Here is an 18,841-nt window from a genome sequence, read left to right on the forward strand (position 1 = left end):
GCACGAAGTTTTAGGCTTCAAGTAAGTTTATATGCAAACGCATAAAAAAGTTTCAAGCGCTGCTGTTTTGAGCGGCTGGCAGGCCGGGTGATTCGGGTTTTCCCCACCATCGGACGGCTTGCGGAGGGCGGGCCAGACGCTTGCCTGAGCCTGTTGCGCGCACGTCTCAGCGCTGCCCGGTGCAGCTTGCGCAGGGCTGATAACGGACGCCGCAGCTTGCCGCGGAAACAGGTTCAGCGGGGCGGCTGGGCCGGTCAGGCGGTGAAGCTCTGGATGGTCTTGAGCGCGCCGTCCAGCATCTCTCCCTTTTCGTCCTTGAGAGCGGCCTCGCGCAGGCGGGCCACCCATTGCGGGCCGTCTTCGCGGGCTGCCACCATACGGGCGCCCTGCATCACCTTGTCGAATTTGGAAAGGCCGCGGGCGTGCGTGTCCGAATAGCCCTTGATCAGGCGGCGGCAGCGGATCACCTCAACCGCCATGCCATAGCTCTGCGGCAGGTAGCCGAGTGCTGCGGCTAGCCATGCGTCCAGATGCGCCTGCTCTTGCGCGTGGCGCAGGCTGCGGCGGCGCCAGCTGCGCAAACCGCCGAGAACAAAGAGCAGCACAAACCCGCGCAAACTGTCCGTCCGGATGCGGCGGCCGTTGCTGAACAGCCGGTCGAGGCGGGCCATCCATTTCGGGCTGTTTTCCACCCGCGCGCCCAGGCGGGCGGGGAGCAGGCCCGCGATCTCCTCGGCGCGGGGATGCAGGTAGTCGGTGAGCGTCATCAATTTGCCCTGCGACCCCATCTGCAGCTCTATGCGGCCAAGGCGGCTGCTGCGGGTCTTGAGATCGGCCACCCGGATCACGTCATCATAGGCCATTGCAACGGCAATGTATTTCGCCGCCTCGCGGGACAGCTCATACCCCTTGTCGGCGCTGTCGCGGTCCAGCACGTTCTGCAACCGGTCCAGATATTCGGCCCCGTAGGCCGTGTCCTGAAAGTCCACCACCCTGCGCAGCCCCGGCACAGCCATGTCCTGGACCCTGGCCGGGAACTTGGACACCCGTTCCATCAGATCGCCCCAAGCGCGCAAAGCCTTGTCCGGGCCGGCAGGCTCTGCCGGTGCTTCTTCGGCGGGGGCGGGCTGCGGCCGTTCGCCATGCTCTGCCAGCTCGAACCCGGCGGCAAAGGCCCGCAGACTGGCTTCGACCCCCTTGCCGCCTGCGCGGACCGCGTCCTCAAACGCCGCGCGCGGGAAGGGCAGGGCGCCTGAGCCTGCCAGGGCACCGAACAGCGAGGCGGAGATCACTGACCCCGACTGCAGCGCAGCGCTTTCCATATCCGCCATCACTAGCTTTTTCGCTGCGGTCTCCGCGGCGGCGCGCACCTCCTCCGCGTCCGCCATGCCATCCCCGGGCACCATCTTCTCAGAAACTGCCAGCGCCCGGTGGGTCGAGGCGATCAGCGTGGTGCGGTCCGGGGTCACGAAGCCGCGCATGATGGCGCGGCCCGCTTCCATCATCTCGGCGGCGATCATGATGTCCACGTCGCCCTGGGCCGGCGCCAGCGAGAACACCGGATGCGGCACATCGCCTGGCGCCATTTCGACATAATAGATGGTGGCGCCGGTGCGCTGCGCCACGCCGGCCACCGATGTGGCCTGGGCGCTGTAGCCCTGGCTGCGGGCTAGGGACTCGATCCAGTTGGTCAGCACCCCGCCGCCCTGGCCGCCCACAGCGAGAATGGCGAGCTTGATTACGCTGTCCTGGACGAGGAGTTTGCCCCCCGCGGTGACCGGAAGTTCGATGGACATCAGGCAGTCTCCTTGGGTGCTGCGCCGGTAAAACTGAGGCGCCGCGCCGCGCGGCGGGCCTGCAGCCAGGAAATCAGGCGGCGGCGGACACCGGCCGCCCAGCGTTCAAACCCGCCCGGGTTATGCACCACGCGGGCCTCAAAGAAGGAGGGGCAGAGGATCGCGGCATCCGCGACCTCGCCGCAGTTGCCGCAGCCGACGCAGGACTGGTCGATATGGGCCACCGGGTCGTCGCGCAGCGGATCATCCAGCTTCTTTAGCGACAGGGAGGGGCAGCCCGACAGCCGGATGCAGGCGTGATCGCCGGTGCAGACGTCCTCATCGACGCCGAAGCGGGGGATTTCCACCCGCGCCCCGTCCTTCACCGCTTGGCTGCGCAGCGGCTTTTCGCGGCGCTGCCGGTTCAGCATGCATTCCGAGGAGGCGACGATCACCTTGGGGCCGCCGTAACCGGTGGTCAGCGCCTCGCGGATGGCCGCGCGCATCCTGGGGACGTCATAGGTGCGGTCGATGTGCCGGATCCATTTGACGCCGGCGCCTTCCAGCGCCTTGGTGATCGTGTTGTTGGTGGATTTGGTGGCGTTCTTTGCCCGGCTCGACGGGATGTCCTGTCCGCCGGTCGCCGCCGAATAGTAGTTATCGACGATGATCGCGACGCTGTCGGATTTGTTGAACACCATGTTGCCGATCGAGCTGCTGAGCCCGTTGTGCCAAAAGCCGCCGTCGCCGATGATCGAGATCGCGCGCTTGTCGCCGCCGCCGTCGAAGGCCGCGTTCGAGGCAGGACCCAGCCCGTAGCCCATCGTCTGCCCGCCGATTTCAAACGGCGGCAGCGCGGCAAACAGGTGGCAGCCGATATCGGCGGATATCTGATGCTTGCCCAGTTCCTGCTCGACCAGCTTCATCGAGGCAAAGATCGGCCGCTCCGGGCAGCCGGTGCAGAACCCCGGCGGGCGGATCGGCACGGTCTGGCTGAGGTCGGGGATTTCGGGGCGCGGCACATTCGGCGCCCGCACCTGGCCGGGCAGCAGGTGGGCGGCGTATTTGCGGAAGAAGCCGTCCAGCCCGTCCAGCATCACCTGGCCGGTGTATTCGCCGGCCTTGGGAAAGATGCCCTTGCCCTCCAGCCTGGTGCGGCTGCCCGCCTTGAACAGCATGGCGCCAAGCTGCTGCTCGATGAACTCGGGCTGGCCCTCCTCGATCATCAGCACCGCCTCCTTGCCCTCGCAGAAATCCAGGAGATCGCTTTGCACCAGCGGGTAGGCCACGTTCATCACATAAAGCGGCACATCGGTGTTGCCGCTGACATCGGCGAGGCCCAGCCGCTGCAGGGCGCGGATTACGCTGTTGTACATGCCGCCCAGGCAGATCAGCCCGGCCTTGCCCTCCGGCGGGCCGAAGCGTTCGTTCAGCCCCTGCTCCTGGATAAACTTCTCCGCCGCGGGCCAGCGGTTTTCGATCTTGTCACACTCGTGCTGATAGGACATCGGCGGCAGCACCACGCGGCTGAAATCGCGCTGCGGGTTCGCCAGCGCCTGGCGCACGGTCAGCGGCGGGCGCTGGTTGTCGCGGCACGCGAAGCTGCCTGTCACATGGCAGGAGCGGATCCGCACCATCAGCATCACCGGCGTGTTCGAGGCCTCCGACAGCGCAAAGCTGTCGCCAACCGACTTGACGATGGAGGGCAGGTTCGGGCGCGGGTCGAGCAGCCAGAATTGCGATTTCATCGCAAAGGCATAGGACCGCTCCTGCATGATCGAGGAGCCTTCGCCGTAATCTTCGCCGACGATGATGATGGCGCCGCCATTGACGCCGGAGGAGGCCAGGTTGGCAAGCGCGTCGGAGGCGACGTTGACCCCGACAGAGCCCTTGAAGGTGACCGCGCCGCGGATCGGATAATGGACCGAGGCGGCCAGCATCGCTGCGGCAGCCGCTTCGGAGGCATTGGCCTCGAACCGCACGCCGAGTTCACCCAGCAGGTCCTCGGCATCGGCCAGCACATCCATCAGATGCGAGATCGGCGCCCCCTGATAGCCGCCGACGTAGCCGACACCGTTTTCCAGAAGCGCCTTGGTGATGGCCAGAATGCCCTCGCCGGTGAAGGTGCTGCCCGCACCCTTCCGCAGATGCTCGACCTCAGCCTTGAATGATCTTTCGGCCATCGGCGCCTCCTTGGATGTGCCGGAGCAATGTTTCCGGGGTCAGAACGGGTTCACACGCACGTTGCGCAGGATCTTCTGCAGCGTGGCGGTAAAGGAGCGCTGTTCGTCCGGGCTGATGCCGTCGAACATCTGCGCGCTGGCGGACGCCACATGCGGCCACAGCTCCTCGTGGGTTTCCCGGCCTTGCCGGGTCATGAAGATGCGGGTGGCGCGGCTGTCGTCGGGATCGGTTTTTCGCTCGATCAGCCCGTCGCGTTCCAGTGCGTCAAGCGCGCGGCTGAGGGTGGATTGCTCCACCACAGCATAGACGGACAGGTCGCGGATCAGCAGCCCGTCCAGCACCGAGAGAACCGCCAGCGTCCGCATCTTGGCGGTGGTCAGCCCATGCGCGGCCATTTCCGCGCGCAGCGCGGCGTTGTAGCGGCCCATGATGCGGTTCATCAGGTAGGGCGGGAAGTTTTCCAGCCCGATTTCCCCCAGCCGCGGCAAGGGTTTGTTCTCTTCTGCAGGTGTGTGCGGGGCTGCGGTTTTGTCTGCCGTCATGCATCTGTCCTTTCTGCCAGCCTCAGGTCCGCGGTACCAGGGCCAGGGCCCGGATCGGGCTGCCGGTGCCGCGCTTGATTTTGAGCGGCGCGGCAATCAGCAGCGCGCCCTTGGGCGGCAGCTTGTCCAGATTGGCAAGCGAGGCAAGGCCGAAACAGTTGTCTCGGTGCAGCCGGTTGTGGGCCGGGTAGGGCGGCTCCATCGCGCCGGCCTGGCCTGCGTCGGTGCCGATGCACTGGCTGCCCCAGCCGGCGATGTTCTTCGACAGCAGATATTCCACCGCATCCGGCGTCGGCCCGGGGCTGTGCGGGCCGGTTTCATCCGCGTTCAGAAAGGCGTCCTCGTCATGCGCGCGCTTGTCCCAGTCGGTGCGCATCACCACCCATTCGCCGGCGTCGATGTCGCCGTGTTCCGCCTCCCAGGCCTTGATGTGGCCGGCGGTCAGCAGGAAATCGGGGTTTTCGCTGCTCTCCTTGGAGCAATCGATCACATTGACCGGCGCCACCAGGCGCTGCACGTCCAGCGTATCGGTGTAGCCGTCGCTGTGATCCTTGCCGGTGATCCAGTGGTGCGGGGCGTCGAAATGGGTGCCCGAGTGCTCACCCAAGACCATCCAGTTCCAGGCAAAGAACGGGCCGTCCTCGTCATATTCGCTGATCTTGTGGATCTCGACCCTGGGCGTGTTTTTGGCGAAATCCTCCGGCAGGCGCAGGATCGGCGTCTCGGGCCCCAAGGTGCCGGAGCAGTCCACCACTTCGACTTCTCCCGACAGGATCATCGCGCCCAGTCCGTCCAGTGCATTGGCTGCAGTCATGTTCTCTCTCCTGTTGCGCGCGGTCTGAACGCCGCTTCGTGCTTTTGGTGAAGCACTTCCACGAGGAATATACATGTATTTGCAAATTTCCAAGAGGTTTAATTCCCGGGGCCGCAGCGTGGCCTTGGTTGTGGATGCATTGTTTGCGGCTAGCAGCGGGTGCCCGGACTGGGCCGCGTAGCAGGCGAACAGGCTCGAAAATTCTTTAAAAGATGTGCGCTTGGTTAGGTTTCCGCGGCTTCCAGGGTGCGGATTCTAGTTTTCATGTGCGAGCAGCGCTGCCCTTTGGGCACCCCGCTGCCAGTCCAACAATATGCATTTGCAATTATTTAGTTGCTGCCATTGATCTTGGTTGACGGCCCCGCGGGCATCTTTGTCTCTTTGAGGACAGCCGCCAGCGCACCGCAGAGCGAAGATTCAGGTGCGCTGTCCAGCGGACAATAAACCAATTTCATAGAGCGAGAGCAGAGCGTGGCCGCAGGCGTATTCTGCGGCGATGAAAGACCCGCCCCAATCTTGCGGCATTCCGAAAGAGTACGCAGCGGATCAGGAAAAAGGAATGCGGCCTGTAATCAGACTTATGTAAAATTAACGCCGGGTTCTGCTGAGCGGTTTCCCCCGGCAGGCGCCGGGGGAATGCGTCTTCAGGCGGTCAGGCGGTGCGGTTCGCCTTGGAACCCGTGAACCGGAGCAGCTCCGGCGCCGCCCAGATCGAAGCGGCCGACGATGTCGGTCAGGCTTTGCGATTCGTTCTGCAGCAGCTGGCTGGCGGCGGCAGCCTCTTCCGACATGGCGGCGTTCTGCTGGGTCATGCTGTCCAGCTGATGCATGGCGCCGTCGATCTTTTCCAGCCCGCGCGACTGCGCGCGCACGCCGTCGGCAATTTCCGTCACCAGCCCGGACACCGCCGAAACCTGCTCGATGATGCTGGTCAGCGCATCGCCTGCGCGGCCCACCATGGCCACGCCGTTGGCGACATGCTCCTCGCTGGCGGAGGTCAGCCCCTTGATCTGGCCGGCGGCGTTGGACGCGCGCTGCGCCAGCGCCCGCACCTCGGAGGCAACCACGGCGAAGCCTGCGCCGGCGGGGCCTGCGCGGGCGGCCTCGACGCCTGCGTTCAGCGCCAAGAGGTTGGTCTGGAAGGCGATGTCGTCGATCATGTTGATGATCTTGGAAATCTCCGCCGAGGCCTGCTGGATCTGGTCCATGGCCTCCACGGCGGAAGTCACGACGTCGGTGCTCTGCTCCGCCTCGCTGCGGGCGCCGCGCATGGTTTCGTCCATCCGGCCTGCGCGGTCGGCGGTGTCGCGGATGCCGCCGGTCAGCTCGCGGATGGCACCTGCGGTTTCCTCCAGCGTGGCGGCCTGGCTTTCGGTGCGGTGCGCCATCTCGGTGGCGGCGCCGCGCTGCTCCTCGGAGAAGCGGCCGACGTTTCCGGCGGCGCCGACCACCTCAGCCATGGAGCCGCGCAGCCGCTCCAGGCTGCGGTTGAAGTTCTCCCGTAGGGTTTCGTAGTGGCCGTCGAACGGTGCCTGGATATCGCAGGCCAGGTTGCCGCGCTGCAGTTCCGACAGGGCCGCGCTCATGCTTTCGACCACGGCGGCGGTGTGGCGGGCGGCCTCCACCTCGCGGGCGGCGGCCTCATCCGCCTCTTTCAGCTTGCCGCGGAACGTGTCGAGGCTGCGCGCCAGGTCGCCCAGCTCATCGCCGCGGGCGAGGCCTTGGATTCCGGTGTCGTAATCGGCGTCGGCCAGCGCATTGGTGGCCTCGCGCAGGGCGTGGATCGGGCGGGTCACGCTGCGCGCCGCCAGCCAGGAGACGCCAACCGCCGCCAGGAGCGCGGCGCCGATCATCGCGGCCGCGATCATGCGGATGCGCTCCACCACGGCAAAGGCGGTGTGCTCATCGGTTTCCAGCACCAGCGACCAGTCGAAACCCGGCAGGTCCAGCGGCATCACCTGGGCAATGGCGCGTTCCCCCAGCGAGGAGGCAACCCCCGCAAACTGGCCTGCTTCACGCGCCTTGGCAGCCTGGATCTGCGGCGTGTTAGGCATCTGCTGCAGCACCGGGAACAGCCCGCCGACAGAGGACGGGCTGCGGGCCAGCCCGTCGCTGCTGACCACATAGATGTTCTGGTGGGTGCCGCCCGACAGGTTGCTGGTCAGCGCCTTGATGATGCCCGCACTGCCCAGCTGGATGGCAATCACCCCGGCGATTTTGCCATTCTTGGCGAACACCGGCGCGGCCATGAAGGCGGCAGCATCCGCGCTGTGGCTGTAGGCGGCAAAGTCCGCCACCGCGACGCTGCCTGCCTCAGCCTCCAGCGCCGTCTGGAACACCTGCGCAAGGCCGCTGCCCGGGGATTCTTCTATGCCGGTCAAAAAATCCCCCTGCTTCTTGACCGAGTAGACCACCTGCCCCTTGGGGGTGATCAGGTAAAGGTCCTGATAGCCGTTCAAGCGCAGGCTTTGCAGGAAGGTCGGGTGGTAGGTGACATGCGACTGGTTGTAATAGGAGCCGTCGCCCGCATCCGTCAGCTCCTCCCGCTGGTCTGCGGGGTTGGGGTTGCCAGCGGCATAGGTCTGTTTCAGATAGGCGATGGGGTCCTCTTCCTCGACCATGCCGATCACCCGTTCGAAATTGCTGATCGCGCGGAAAACCGCGGGCTGGCCTGCCAGGCTGGACACATCCGAGCGCGCGGCCTTGATCAGGAACGCCAGCGCCTGGGCGCCGGACTTGGCCTCGATCTCCTGGGCGGCAAAGGCGTTTTCCCGGATGCTGCGCTCTGCCATGGAATAGACCAGCACCGACACGGTGACCAGGAAGACACCCGTCAGCGCCACCATGATCAGCGGCAGTTTCAGTTTCAGCGGCAGTTTCGTCAGTCGGGGCATTGGCCAGGGTCTCCTGCGGTCTTTGGCGCCCGGGCAGACCGGGGCCTTGAGGAGACTTAACCCGGAAAGTCCTGAAGAAAGTGTGTACCGTGAACGGCCCGCAAATGAAGTTTTCCGGAATTTCCGCGGAAATGATGCCGCAAATTTGAATCGTGCCTCGGGGCGGCGGTTTCTTGGCAGCAAGCCCTTTACGCTAAGGCTATTCTGCCCAATGGATCCTGGTTCGCGGGCGCCGGGGCTGACGCAAACCGGCAGGCTGGGCCGTGTTCACATTCGGTGACTTCACATCAGTGAAGTTTCCGCAAAAGCAAGCCGCGGCGGCTGCCTGGCGGCGCCTGCGGCGGGTTTTCACGTTGTCATTCCCGCCAAACCGGACCAAAAATCAGCCATGGACAAAAAAGACCACGACATCCTGCGGCTGATCCAGTCGAATGCGCAACTGACCGCCGAGGCGATCAGCCAGGAGGTTGGCCTGTCGGCGCCTGCGGTGCAGAAGCGGCTGAAGAAGCTGCGCGATACCGGCGTGATCGCGAAGGAAATCGCCGTCCTGTCGCCCGCTAAGCTGGGCCGCGAGATGACGGTGATCGTGCAGGTGGTGCTGGAGCGCGAAAGCCGGATGCACCTGGATGCCTTCAAGCGCAAGATGCGGCAGGCGCCGCAGGTCCAGCAGTGCTATTACACCACCGGCGAGGCGGATTTTATCCTGGTGGTCATCGTCAAGGACATCAAGGAATACGAGACCTTCACGCAGGAATACTTCTTTGATGAATCCAATGTCAGCCGGTTCACCTCCTCGGTGGTGATGGACCGGGTCAAGGTTTCGCTCGATATACTGTGATCCGGGCCGCGCCAGGTTTCACTTTGGAGCGGTCCGGACCTCCGGGTGCAGGTTTCTGTAGGGCACCGTGCGCAGATCGCAGGGGAATACTCCCGGTGCGGCAACCGGGTGGACGGCGCTGGCGAGCGGCTCGAAATCGGCGCGGAAATGGGCGGTGCTTTTGACGCAGACGGTGCGGTATTCTGCAGGCTCCAGCCCGATATGGGTGAAATGCGCCAGATCCAGGCACTGGTTGCGAAGGCTGGTCACCACCAGCGTGATGTCCGCCCCGGTCCCCAGCAGCCGCAGCGCCGCCGTCGGGCCAAGCGCGGCCACCCCGCCGCCGTACATCTCTCCGGTATAGCGGCAGCGGCCGTCGCCAAGCGCGAGAACCTGAAATTCCGCGTCAAAGGGCTGGTCGCCTGCCGCGCCTGAGCGTCCGCCAAGTGCTGTGCGGAATTTGCCGCCCTGCCCCGCCTCATGTGCAGCCGCGGCGGCCGCGGGGTCATGAAACAGCCCCATCAGCACGCGCTGCGCCCCGGCCCGGGCCAGCGCGGCCAGCAGGCCGGTGGTGTCGGATGTGCCGCCTGCGCCCGGATTGTCCTGCACATCCGCCAGCACCACCGGTTTGCCCCTGTGCGGCTGGCAGGCGAGTTCCGCCGCTTGCTCCGGCGTCAGCATCGGGTGGCTGGACTGCCGCTCCAGCCTGGCGAACAGGCCGGCAATATGGTCCGCGGCCTGCGCAGCGGCCCCGGCAGTCCGGGCATAAGCCACGCAGGAGGGTCGTGTGTCCGGGAAATCCGCCGCGGTGAATCCCAGCGCGATGTCCGCCAGCACGCCTGCCTGCTCCAGCGGCGGCAGCACGGCATACAGCTCCCGCCCCGGTGCAGCGCTGGTGTACTGCGCATGCAGCGGGATCAGATAATCCATCTGCCGGAACGCCTTGTGCAGCGTGCCACCCGCCAGCAGGTGCTGCAGGACCGGGACACAGCGGGCGCCGGTTTCACCCATGTCGAGGTGCGGGTAGGTGCGGTAGATCGCGATGTAGTCCGCCAGCTCCACGGTGGCAGGCGAAATATTGGCGTGCAGGTCGAGGCTGACCGCGATGGGCAGTTCCGGCCCAGCCCAGGCGCGCAGCCGCCGCAGGATTTCGCCCTCGCCGTCGGGGTGGCTTTCACTCACCATCGCGCCGTGCAGGTCGAGGAAGATGCCATCGAGCGGCCCGGCGGCACGCAGCCCGTCCAGGATCATGCCGCAAATGGTGTCAAAGGCGTGATCGGTCACATGCGCCGAGGGTTCCGCCGCGCACCACAGGATCGGGGCCAGTTCCATACCCGCCTCCTCTGCCGCGCTGGCAAAGCCTGCGATGGGCAGGTTCATGCCGCGGGTCTCGGCGATTACCGCGTCGCCACGCAGCATGGCTGGCCAGGAATCCGCCATCTCGAACTCTGCCAGCCCGGCCTTGGTGGTGCCGAAGCAATTGGTTTCATGCTGAAAGCCCGCAATGGCGATCCGCGGTTTGGCCTGCATCATGCCTGTTCCTGCCCCCAGACAGTCTGCCCGCGGCGGATGGTGCGGGCGACTTTGGTGGTTTCGATGGCGTCCGGGTCCTCCAGCGGATTGCGGTTCAGTATTGCGAAATCCGCCAGCTTGCCCGGTTCGATGGAGCCGCGGGTGCCTTCCTGAAACACCTGCCAGGCGGCGTCGATTGTCTGGGCGCGCAGAGCTGACAGAACGCTGATCCGCTGCGCCTCGCCCAGCCGCCGCCCGCTGGCGGTCAGCCGGTTCACCGCGCAATGGGCCAGGTGGATGGGCCGCGTCGGCGTTACCGAGGCATCATTATGGATAGTGTAGCGCACGCCAAACCGCTCTGCCGACGCGCAAGGGGAAATCCGTTCTGCCCGCTCAGGCCCCAGGAAGGTGTCGTAATGGCGGTCGCCCCAGAAATGCACATGCGCCGGGAAGAAGCTGACGGTCATGCCGAGCTTTGCCATCTGCTGCAATTGGTCGTCACGCAAGGCTTGCCCGTGGATGATGGTGTGGCGGTGATCGGCGCGCGGATTGTCTTGCAGCGCCGCCGCCACCGCGTCGATGAACATCTGAGCCCCGGCATCGCCGTTGCAATGGCAGTGGATCTGGAAGCCCAGATCATGCAGCTTCTTCACTTCGCGGCGGTGTTCGGCGGTATCCGCATAAGACATTCCGCAGGGGTGCGCCGGATCCACCGGCTTGTGGTACGGCGCGCTGAGCAAGGCGGTCTGCAATTGGAACGCCCCGTCGGTGAACAGCTTGCGCGGCCCAAGGGTGAAATGCGGGTTGCCGGGCCAGTCCAGCGCATCGGGGCCTTTGCTCAGCGCTGGTTCCAGTTTCCCGATCGGCAGCAGCATCAGGTCATATCCGGGGTCCTGATCAGCGGGCAGCGAGGCGAAATGCTCCAGCATATCCCGCGTGGCCCAGGCGTTCTGGGCGTAGGTGACGCCATGCGCCAGGTACTCGTCGCGGCAGCTGTTGAACCCGGCCCAGAAGCGGTCGCGGTCAATCAGAAAATCGGTATCGCCCATCTCCCCCATCGCTGACAGGCCTTCGATCAGCCCGGTCAGCGCGCCTGTATCAGGGTCGCGGCCAAAGCGGCCGCCCAAGGGATCGGGCGTGTCGCGGTTGACACCGCGGCGCTCCAGCGCCAGCGAATTGGCCGCGCCGTTGTGGCCGGAGGCATGAATGACCCAGACGGGATGCTCAGTTGAGACACTGTCCAGCTCGGCGCGTGTCGGCATTCGGCCCTCGGCAATGGCGGTATTGTCAAACAGCACCCCCATCACCCATTCCCCGGCAGGGGTTTCGGCTGCCTTGGCCCGCAGCCGGTCCAGCGCGGTGGGGATATCCGGGCAGTCGCCGCTGGGGGCAGAGGCCAGGTTGACCCGGAACAGCCGGATGAAGCCGGGATCGGGGAAATGCCCGTGCGGGTCGATGAAGGCGGGGATCAGGGTCTGGCCCCTCAAATCCACTTCATCGGTGCCCGCAGGCATCTGCGCGCGCAGGTCCGCCTCAGGGCCAACAGCGCGGATGATCTCGCCTTCGGTCAGCACCGCCTGGGCGCAGGAATTGGCCGCGTCCATCGTCAGGACAGCGCCGTTGAAGTACAATGTGCTGGTCATGGTCTTTCAGGTGTTGAGGGGTTTCGGGCGGAGAGCCGTCAGCTCAAGGGCGCAAGGCAGCGCAACCCGTGGCCGTTTTCGACCTCCCATTGCGGGGTTTGACTGCAGACCTCCTGCGCGAAGGGACAGCGTTCGCGGAACTCGCAGCCCTTGGGTCGGCGCAGCAGGCTGGGCGGCTCGCCTTTCAGCGCGATGCGCTCCAGCCGGGCATCGGGGTCGGGTTCCGGGTTCGCCGACAACAGGCACCGGGTGTAGGGATGGCGCGGCTCCTTGAAGATGGCCTCGGTGGTGCCTTCCTCGACCAGCCGGCCCAGGTACATGATGCCCATCCGGTCGGCCACGTGGCGCACGACGTTCAGGTTGTGGGTGATAATCACCATCGCCAGCCCCAGCCGTTCGCGCAGGTCGTTCATCAGGTTCAGAAGCTCCCCCTGCACCGACACGTCCAGCCCCGCAGTGGGTTCATCCGCCAGGATCAGCTTGGGCTCCAGCGCCAGTGCCCGGGCCACGCCCACCCGCCGTGCCTGCCCGCCGGACAGCTGATAGGGATAGCGGTCGGCGAAATGCGCAGGCAGGTTCACCATCTCCAGAAGGCGTTTGGCTTCGGCGTCCAGATCGCGGTCTTTCATGCCCTGGATGCGGTAGGGTTCGGTGATCAGGCTGCGGATCGTCAGGCGCGGCGACAGGCTGCCGACCGGATCCTGGAACATCATCGCGATGTCCTTGCGCAAGGGGCGCAACTCCCGTTCCGAGGCGCCGCGGATCTCGCGGCCGTCGAATTTGACCGACCCCTCCTGCGCCGGGGCAAGACCGGCGATTGCGCGGATCACCGTGGTCTTGCCAGAGCCGCTCTCGCCCACCAGGGCATAGGTCTCGCCCGGCTCCACGGTGAAGCTGACACCGGCCAGCACATTGACCGGGCCATAGCTGGTTTTCAGGTTTTTGACATCCAGCAGGCTCATTCTGCGGCCTCCTTGTGGTTCAGCCAGCAGGCGGCGTGATGGCCGTCTTTCAGCTGTGTCAGCGGCGGCACCTCAGCCTCGCAGCGCGGCATCGCCTGGTCGCAGCGGTCGCGGAAGATGCAGCCGCCGGGCAGGTTGGCCAGGTCCGGCACCTCGCCGGGGATCGTTGGCAGCACGCGGGCGCGCTCCTTGATGTGGCCCGGGTCGCAGTCGATCAGGCGGCGGGTGTAGGGGTGCTTGGGATCGTGGAAAATCTCGCGCACCTCGCCGCTTTCGACCACGGCGCCCGCATACATCACCACCACCCGGTCGCAGAGTTCGGCAATGACGCCCAGATGGTGCGAAATGAACAGGATGGCGCAGTTGAACTGCTGCTGCAGCTCCTGCAGGCGCTCGATGATCTGCACCTCCAGCGTGGCATCCAGCGCCGTGGTCGGCTCATCCGCGATCAGCAGGTCCGGTTCCGACATCAGCGCCATGGCGATGGCGATGCGCTGGCGCATGCCGCCGGAGAATTCGTGCGGGAACTGGTCCAGCCGCGCCTCAGGGTCAGGGATGCCCACCGCGCCGAGCATCTGCGCTGCGCGGGCGCGTTTTTCGGCCTTGGACGCCTTGGAGCGGTGCTGGATATCCAACATCTGCTGGCCGATCGACAAGACCGGGTTGTGGGTCTGCATCGGGTCCTGGAACACGATGGAGATGTCAGCGCCGCGCAGATCGCGCATCTTGCGCTCCGGCAGCTGCAGCAGATCCTGGCCCTTGAACCGCACCTCGCCCTGGCGGAACCGTGTGTTTGGCGCGGTCAGCCGCAGGATCGAGGAGATCAGGGTGGACTTGCCGCAGCCGCTTTCACCGACGATGCCGACAATCTCGCCCTTGCGGACGTCAAAGGAGATATCGCGCAGGGCCTTCAGGTCACCGCGGGCGGTCTCATAGTCGACACTGAGGCGGTCGATTTCCAGAAGCGTATCAGTCATCGCTGTTTCCTCAGTTTCGGGTCAACCACATCGCGCAGGGACTCGCCCAGGAAGGTGAAGCCAAGGGTTGCCAGGATGATCGGCAGTCCGCCGCCCACCACCAGCCAGGGGGTCTGGCGGATCAGCGAATAACCGTCCTTCAGCAGTGCGCCCCAGCTGGGTGTCGGCGGTTTCACCCCGAGGCCGAGGAAGGACAGCCCCGCCTCCAGCGCGATCACAGTTGGGATATCCATCGCCGCCAGCACCGCCAGCACGCCGACGATATTGGGCAGCATGTGCACGCCCAGAATGCGCTTCATGCTGGCGCCCATGGAGCGTTCGGCCAGGATGAACTCGGAATTGCGCAAGGTCAGTGTCTGGGTCCGCGCCACTCGGCCATAGGTCGGGATCGAGGTCGCCATGACCACAAACACAACGGTCTGCAGGCTCGGCCCCACCAGCGCCACCACGGCCAGCGCAAACATCACGGTCGGGAAGGAGCGGATGGTGTCAAAGAGGAGCATCAGCAGGTTGTCGAGCCATTTCGGCCCATAACCTGCGATCATGCCCAGCGTCAGGCCAATGGCCATGGCGCCAAAGACAGCCGGCAGGGCAACCTGCAGCGCCACCTGGCCGCCCGCAATCACGCGGGAAAACGTATCGCGGCCCAACTGGTCGGTGCCCAGAAGATGGGTCCAAGAGGGTCCCTGCAGCCGGTCCTTGATGTTCATGCCAACCGGATCGAAGGGCACGATCCAATAGGCGAAGATTGCGCAGAACACGATGGTGCCGACGATGATCAGCCCCATCAGCCCCAGCGGGTCGCGGGCGACGCCGGTGACGATCTGGCCCAGTTCGGAACGGGATTTTGCCATATCTCACGCCCTCCTTATGCTGCCGTGCGGGCACGGGGATCGAGCCAGGCGTTGATCAGATCAGCCAGCGCGGTGGAGACCACAAACAGGCCGGTCGAGATCAGCACCGATCCCATCACGATCGGGTAGTTGCGGGTGGTGATCGAGTCGATCACCAGCTTGCCCAGGCCGGGGCGGGCAAAGACGATCTCGGCAAAGACGGCGGAGGACAAAAGGAACCCCATGCCGACGCCGATCACCGTGACCACCGGCAGGATGGCGATGCGCAGCGCATAGACCATCACCACCCGGCGTTCATGAATGCCAAAGGCGCGGGCGGTGCGGATATGGCTCTCGCCCATCACCTCCAGCATCGAGGCGCGCACCAGCCGGGCGATATAGCCGACCCAGCTGAGGCCGATGGCAAAGGCGGGCAGCACCAGGTGGTCAAGACGGCCCCAGAAACCCTCGCCTGCGCCGATGGCCGGGAACCACTGCAGGTTCACCGCAAAGATCAGCAGCGACAGCAGCGCAACAACAAAGGCGGGCGCGGCGACAAAGCTGACAGAAAGCGCGGCAGCAACCCGGTCGATCAGTGTGTTGGGGTGCGCCGCGGCATAGGCACCCAGCCCAATGCCCAGCAGTGCCGACCAGATGATCGAGGCAAAGATCAGCGCCAGCGTGTGCGGCAGCTGCTCAAAGACAATCGCGGTTACCGACCGGCCCGAGAACACGTCGATTCCCAGATCGCCCTGCACCAGGTTGCCGTAGAAGATCAGCAGCTGTTTCCAGATCGGTTGGTCCAGCGCCAGTTCCGCCGTCAGCCGCGCCTGCAGCTCTGGCGTGGCGCGCGGGCCCAGCATGATCTGGACCGGATCGCCGGGCACCGCGCGGATCATCAGGAACATGACGGTGACCGCCACGATCAGGATCAGCAGTGCCAGCCCGAACCGCCGGGTTGCATAAAGTAACATGGCCGCATGGCTCCCTTGGTCTCGCGGTGCGGATGAAAACGGCACGGCTGCGCCGCATACTGCAGCCGTGCCAGGTCAGGCCCGGGGGGAGGACCGGGCCTGAGGGGAGGATCAGGCCTTGCCGAAGTAGCGCAACAGCGCCAGCCCGTCGGGCCGCAGCGCCGGCACAACACCTGCCGAGTGGATCACCGGCGTCGCCTCATGGGTCAGGAACCGGTAGGCGCCGCTTTCCTCCATCAGATCCTGCGCCCGCCGGTACATTTCGTCCCGTTTGGCCAGGTCGGTCAGCTGCGAGGCCTCGGCGTGGATCTTGTCGAACTCCTCATTGCTGAATTGCTCCCAGTTCCAGTGGCCGACCTGATCGGTGGTGAACCAGGAGGTCGCGTAGTACGGGTCCGGGGTCATCGAGTAGCGGTTCAGCACCAGCTGCAGGTCCTCGTTGTCGGCGCTGGCCCAGAAGGCACCGGATTCCAGCACGTTGACCTCAACCGTGATACCGATCTGCGCCAGCGTCGCCTGGATCACCTGCGCCGCGGTGGTGAAGGTGGTCTTGTTTAGCGTGTCGAGCTTCAGCGTGACGTTGGTCTCACCGGATTCCGCCAAGAGCTCCGCGGCCTTGGCAAAATCCGCCTGCGGCGGCACCAGCGATTGCGGGCGGTGGCCCGCCAGGCCCGGCGCGATGATGCCGGTCGAGGGCTCGACGGCACCGAAATAGGCAGCTTCCAGGACCGAAGGCACGTCAATCGCGTGCTGGATCGCCTGGCGCAGTTTCTTGTTCTGCAGCTTGGGGTGGTCCAGGTTCATGCCGAGCCATGCATAATACAGCGACGGGTACTCCAGCAGTGTGCCGCCGTTCGGCACACCGGCGCGGTAACGCTCGACAGAGCCGAGCGAGACGCGGGTGAAATCCAGCTCGCCTGCTTCAAAGGCGATTTCAGCGGTGTTTTCATCGTCGATCGGCAGGATCTCAATGGTGTCCCATGCCGGCGCTTCGCCCTTCCAGTCCGGGTTGCGCTTGAGCACGGTCTTTTCCTTCGGCGACCAGCTGTCGCGCAGGTAGGGGCCGGATTCCGCCAGCGGATCGGTGGTTGCTTTGCCGCCTGCGGCCTCCCAGGCCTTTTTCGACACGATGTTGCCGGTGATATAGGGCAGCGCGATGGACCACAGCGGCGCAAAGGGCTCTTTCAGCACGATGGTGCCTTCCCGTTCGCCGGTCACTTCCACGTGGCTCAGCGGCCCCATGTCGGGCTTGTTGGGGCTGTCGGTGGCCTCGTCCACGATCCGTTCAAAGCTGAATTTCACGTCTTCGGCAGTCATTGCCCCAAAGCCATTGGTAAACCCGATGTCGTCGCGCAGCGCGAATTTGATGTGGGTGTCGTCGCCCTGCTCGATCATCGCAGCGGCGTCCATCTGCCAGTCCCATTCGCGGCCCGGCTTGTACTGGATCAGCTTGTTGTAGATCGAGGCATGGATTTCCTCGTCGATCACGCCCTTGGAGAAGGCCGGGTCGATGCTTTGCATGTCGCCGTAGGAGCGCACCCGCAGGGTGCCGTCTTCCGCCGCCATGGCGCGGTTGCCCAGGCCCATGGGCAGCGCCGCCGCCGCCCCCAGCGCCGTGGCGCCCTTCAGAAATCCGCGGCGTCCCAGCGCCGTCTTGGTCCATTCGATCTTCATGGTGTCCTCCCTTGGATCAGATCAGCTCCGCCTGTGCTCCTCCGGTCTGCTTGCGCCTCGCGGCGCGGCCCTTGGCGGGCCTTTCAGCAGGTTTCGGTTTCCCCAAGTCCAGACGGCTTGGTTACAGAAAACGCCTGTTTCGCGGATTGAGGAACTGTGCAAACATGCGCGAACCGGCGCGGTATGCATCATCCCCGCGTCAGTTCGCGAAAGGAAATCGGCCATGCCGGAAAATTTTTCTGAAAACCTGCGTTCGCTCTGCGCAGAACATGGCAGCATTGCGCAAATCTGCCGCGAGGTCGGAATCAACCGGCAGCAGTTCAATCGCTACCTCAACGGCTCCAGCCTGCCCGCAGCCCATAACCTGCGACGCATTGCCCGCTATTTCGAGATTCCCGAGGCGCGGCTGTTTGCCCCCCAGGCGGAATTCGAGGCCCAGCTCAGCGACGCCGCCCGCTCCACGCCGCCGGGACCCAGCGACAGTTTTCTGGAGCCCTTCCGCGGCCAGCAGCGCAATCTGAAGCGCTATCTGGGCTTTTACCATGCCTATTTCCGGACACCCTCCTGGGGCGAGGGGATCTTCTGCTCGCTGACCCGTTTCATCGAGAAGGACGGGTTTATCCTGTCGCGCAACCTGGAAATCGCCCATGATCCAGCGCAGAGCATCCGGCAAATCTCGCGCTACGAAGGCATGGTGACCCAGCGCGGCAACCGGCTGTTCATCACTGAGCATGAGCGCGCCCACGAGGGCAGCGTGGCGCAGACCATCCTGTTCTCGGCGCACCGGCAGCAGCTGAAATACCTGCGCGGCATGACCATGGGCGTGGCCTGGCGCCCGTTCCCGCGCCCTTATGCGGCACGGGCGATCTGGAAACGGCTGGATGAGCGGGTGTCGGCGCGCGAGGCGATTGCCGCCTGCGGCGTCTACCCGGTGCGCAGCACGCGGATCGATCCGACCGTCAGGAATTACCTGGAATCCGCGGCCAAAGAGGATCTTCCCGACATGGCTGGAGGCGTCCTGCTCTGAACCGCGCCGGCCAAAACTTTTCCGCAAAAGTTTTGGCATATTCCTTGGTCAAGGAATTTGACCCGGGTGCGGTCAGCGGCCGGTTCCCTCCAGGGCGTCCTCGTCCCCTTCGGGCATCTCCTCGATCAGCCGTGTCTCCAGCAGCTGTCCGTTGCGGTAGAGCACCGGATAGGCGACGGCGGCGATGTGGCTGTTGAACTCGCGCAGGGCGCG

General features: G+C 65.1%; 14 protein-coding genes. 2 read left to right on the top strand and 12 right to left on the bottom strand.

The window, feature by feature from the left end:
- Positions 1-254 precede the first annotated feature (254 nt).
- The 5 genes from LHL23_RS15635 to LHL23_RS15655 all read right to left on the bottom strand — a co-directional run bounded on the left by LHL23_RS15635 (position 255) and on the right by LHL23_RS15655 (position 8,209).
- Complete coding sequence (locus LHL23_RS15635) at positions 255-1,796, bottom strand: indolepyruvate oxidoreductase subunit beta family protein (RefSeq protein WP_226430582.1); 1,542 nt, start codon at positions 1,794-1,796, stop codon at positions 255-257.
- Positions 1,796-3,958 (bottom strand): thiamine pyrophosphate-dependent enzyme, encoded by a 2,163-nt coding sequence (locus tag LHL23_RS15640; protein ID WP_226430583.1) that lies wholly within the window; start codon positions 3,956-3,958, stop codon positions 1,796-1,798. Before LHL23_RS15640 ends, LHL23_RS15635 begins: the two co-directional genes overlap by 1 nt.
- Before the next feature lie 39 nt (positions 3,959-3,997).
- Positions 3,998-4,501, bottom strand: a complete 504-nt coding sequence (locus tag LHL23_RS15645; protein ID WP_226430584.1) for a MarR family winged helix-turn-helix transcriptional regulator — start codon at positions 4,499-4,501, stop codon at positions 3,998-4,000.
- A gap of 22 nt (positions 4,502-4,523) precedes the next feature.
- Complete coding sequence (locus tag LHL23_RS15650) at positions 4,524-5,315, bottom strand: cyclase family protein (RefSeq protein ID WP_226430585.1); 792 nt, start codon at positions 5,313-5,315, stop codon at positions 4,524-4,526.
- Between the two features lie 644 nt (positions 5,316-5,959).
- Positions 5,960-8,209, bottom strand: coding sequence for a methyl-accepting chemotaxis protein (locus LHL23_RS15655; RefSeq protein WP_226430586.1), 2,250 nt, complete (start codon positions 8,207-8,209; stop codon positions 5,960-5,962).
- A 388-nt stretch (positions 8,210-8,597) separates the two neighbouring features.
- Here LHL23_RS15655 and LHL23_RS15660 point away from each other — a divergent pair, with 388 nt between their 5' ends.
- The gene (locus LHL23_RS15660; protein ID WP_222482156.1) at positions 8,598-9,047 is read left to right on the top strand and encodes an Lrp/AsnC family transcriptional regulator; all 450 of its coding nucleotides are present in this window, start codon (positions 8,598-8,600) and stop codon (positions 9,045-9,047) included.
- An 18-nt stretch (positions 9,048-9,065) separates the two neighbouring features.
- On the opposite strand, the gene LHL23_RS15665 is transcribed toward LHL23_RS15660, so the two are convergent.
- From LHL23_RS15665 to LHL23_RS15695, 7 genes are all read right to left on the bottom strand, one after another.
- A complete protein-coding gene (locus tag LHL23_RS15665; protein WP_413229480.1) occupies positions 9,066-10,559 on the bottom strand; it encodes a M81 family metallopeptidase in 1,494 nt (497 codons plus the stop codon).
- Entirely contained in the window at positions 10,556-12,181 is a 1,626-nt protein-coding gene (locus tag LHL23_RS15670; protein ID WP_226430588.1) for an amidohydrolase, read from the bottom strand. Before LHL23_RS15670 ends, LHL23_RS15665 begins: the two co-directional genes overlap by 4 nt.
- A 38-nt stretch (positions 12,182-12,219) precedes the next feature.
- On the bottom strand, positions 12,220-13,143 hold the full coding sequence (locus LHL23_RS15675) for an ABC transporter ATP-binding protein (protein WP_222482153.1): 924 nt from the start codon (positions 13,141-13,143) through the stop codon (positions 12,220-12,222).
- Entirely contained in the window at positions 13,140-14,120 is a 981-nt protein-coding gene (locus tag LHL23_RS15680) for an ABC transporter ATP-binding protein (protein WP_226430589.1), read from the bottom strand. The genes LHL23_RS15675 and LHL23_RS15680 overlap by 4 nt, the downstream gene beginning before the upstream one ends.
- Positions 14,117-14,974 (bottom strand): ABC transporter permease, encoded by an 858-nt coding sequence (locus LHL23_RS15685; protein ID WP_222506576.1) that lies wholly within the window; start codon positions 14,972-14,974, stop codon positions 14,117-14,119. The genes LHL23_RS15680 and LHL23_RS15685 overlap by 4 nt, the downstream gene beginning before the upstream one ends.
- Positions 14,975-14,988: 14 nt before the next feature.
- Positions 14,989-15,927, bottom strand: coding sequence for an ABC transporter permease (locus tag LHL23_RS15690; protein ID WP_226430590.1), 939 nt, complete (start codon positions 15,925-15,927; stop codon positions 14,989-14,991).
- Between the two features lie 111 nt (positions 15,928-16,038).
- The gene (locus LHL23_RS15695; RefSeq protein ID WP_226430591.1) at positions 16,039-17,601 is read right to left on the bottom strand and encodes an ABC transporter substrate-binding protein; all 1,563 of its coding nucleotides are present in this window, start codon (positions 17,599-17,601) and stop codon (positions 16,039-16,041) included.
- A gap of 223 nt (positions 17,602-17,824) precedes the next feature.
- On the opposite strand from LHL23_RS15695, the gene LHL23_RS15700 reads away from it, so the two are divergent.
- On the top strand, positions 17,825-18,628 hold the full coding sequence (locus tag LHL23_RS15700; RefSeq protein ID WP_226430592.1) for a helix-turn-helix transcriptional regulator: 804 nt from the start codon (positions 17,825-17,827) through the stop codon (positions 18,626-18,628).
- Positions 18,629-18,841: the final 213 nt, after the last annotated feature.

This window comes from Leisingera sp. McT4-56 (genome assembly GCF_020514995.1).
GTDB classification, from domain to species: Bacteria; Pseudomonadota; Alphaproteobacteria; order Rhodobacterales; family Rhodobacteraceae; genus Leisingera; species Leisingera aquaemixtae_A.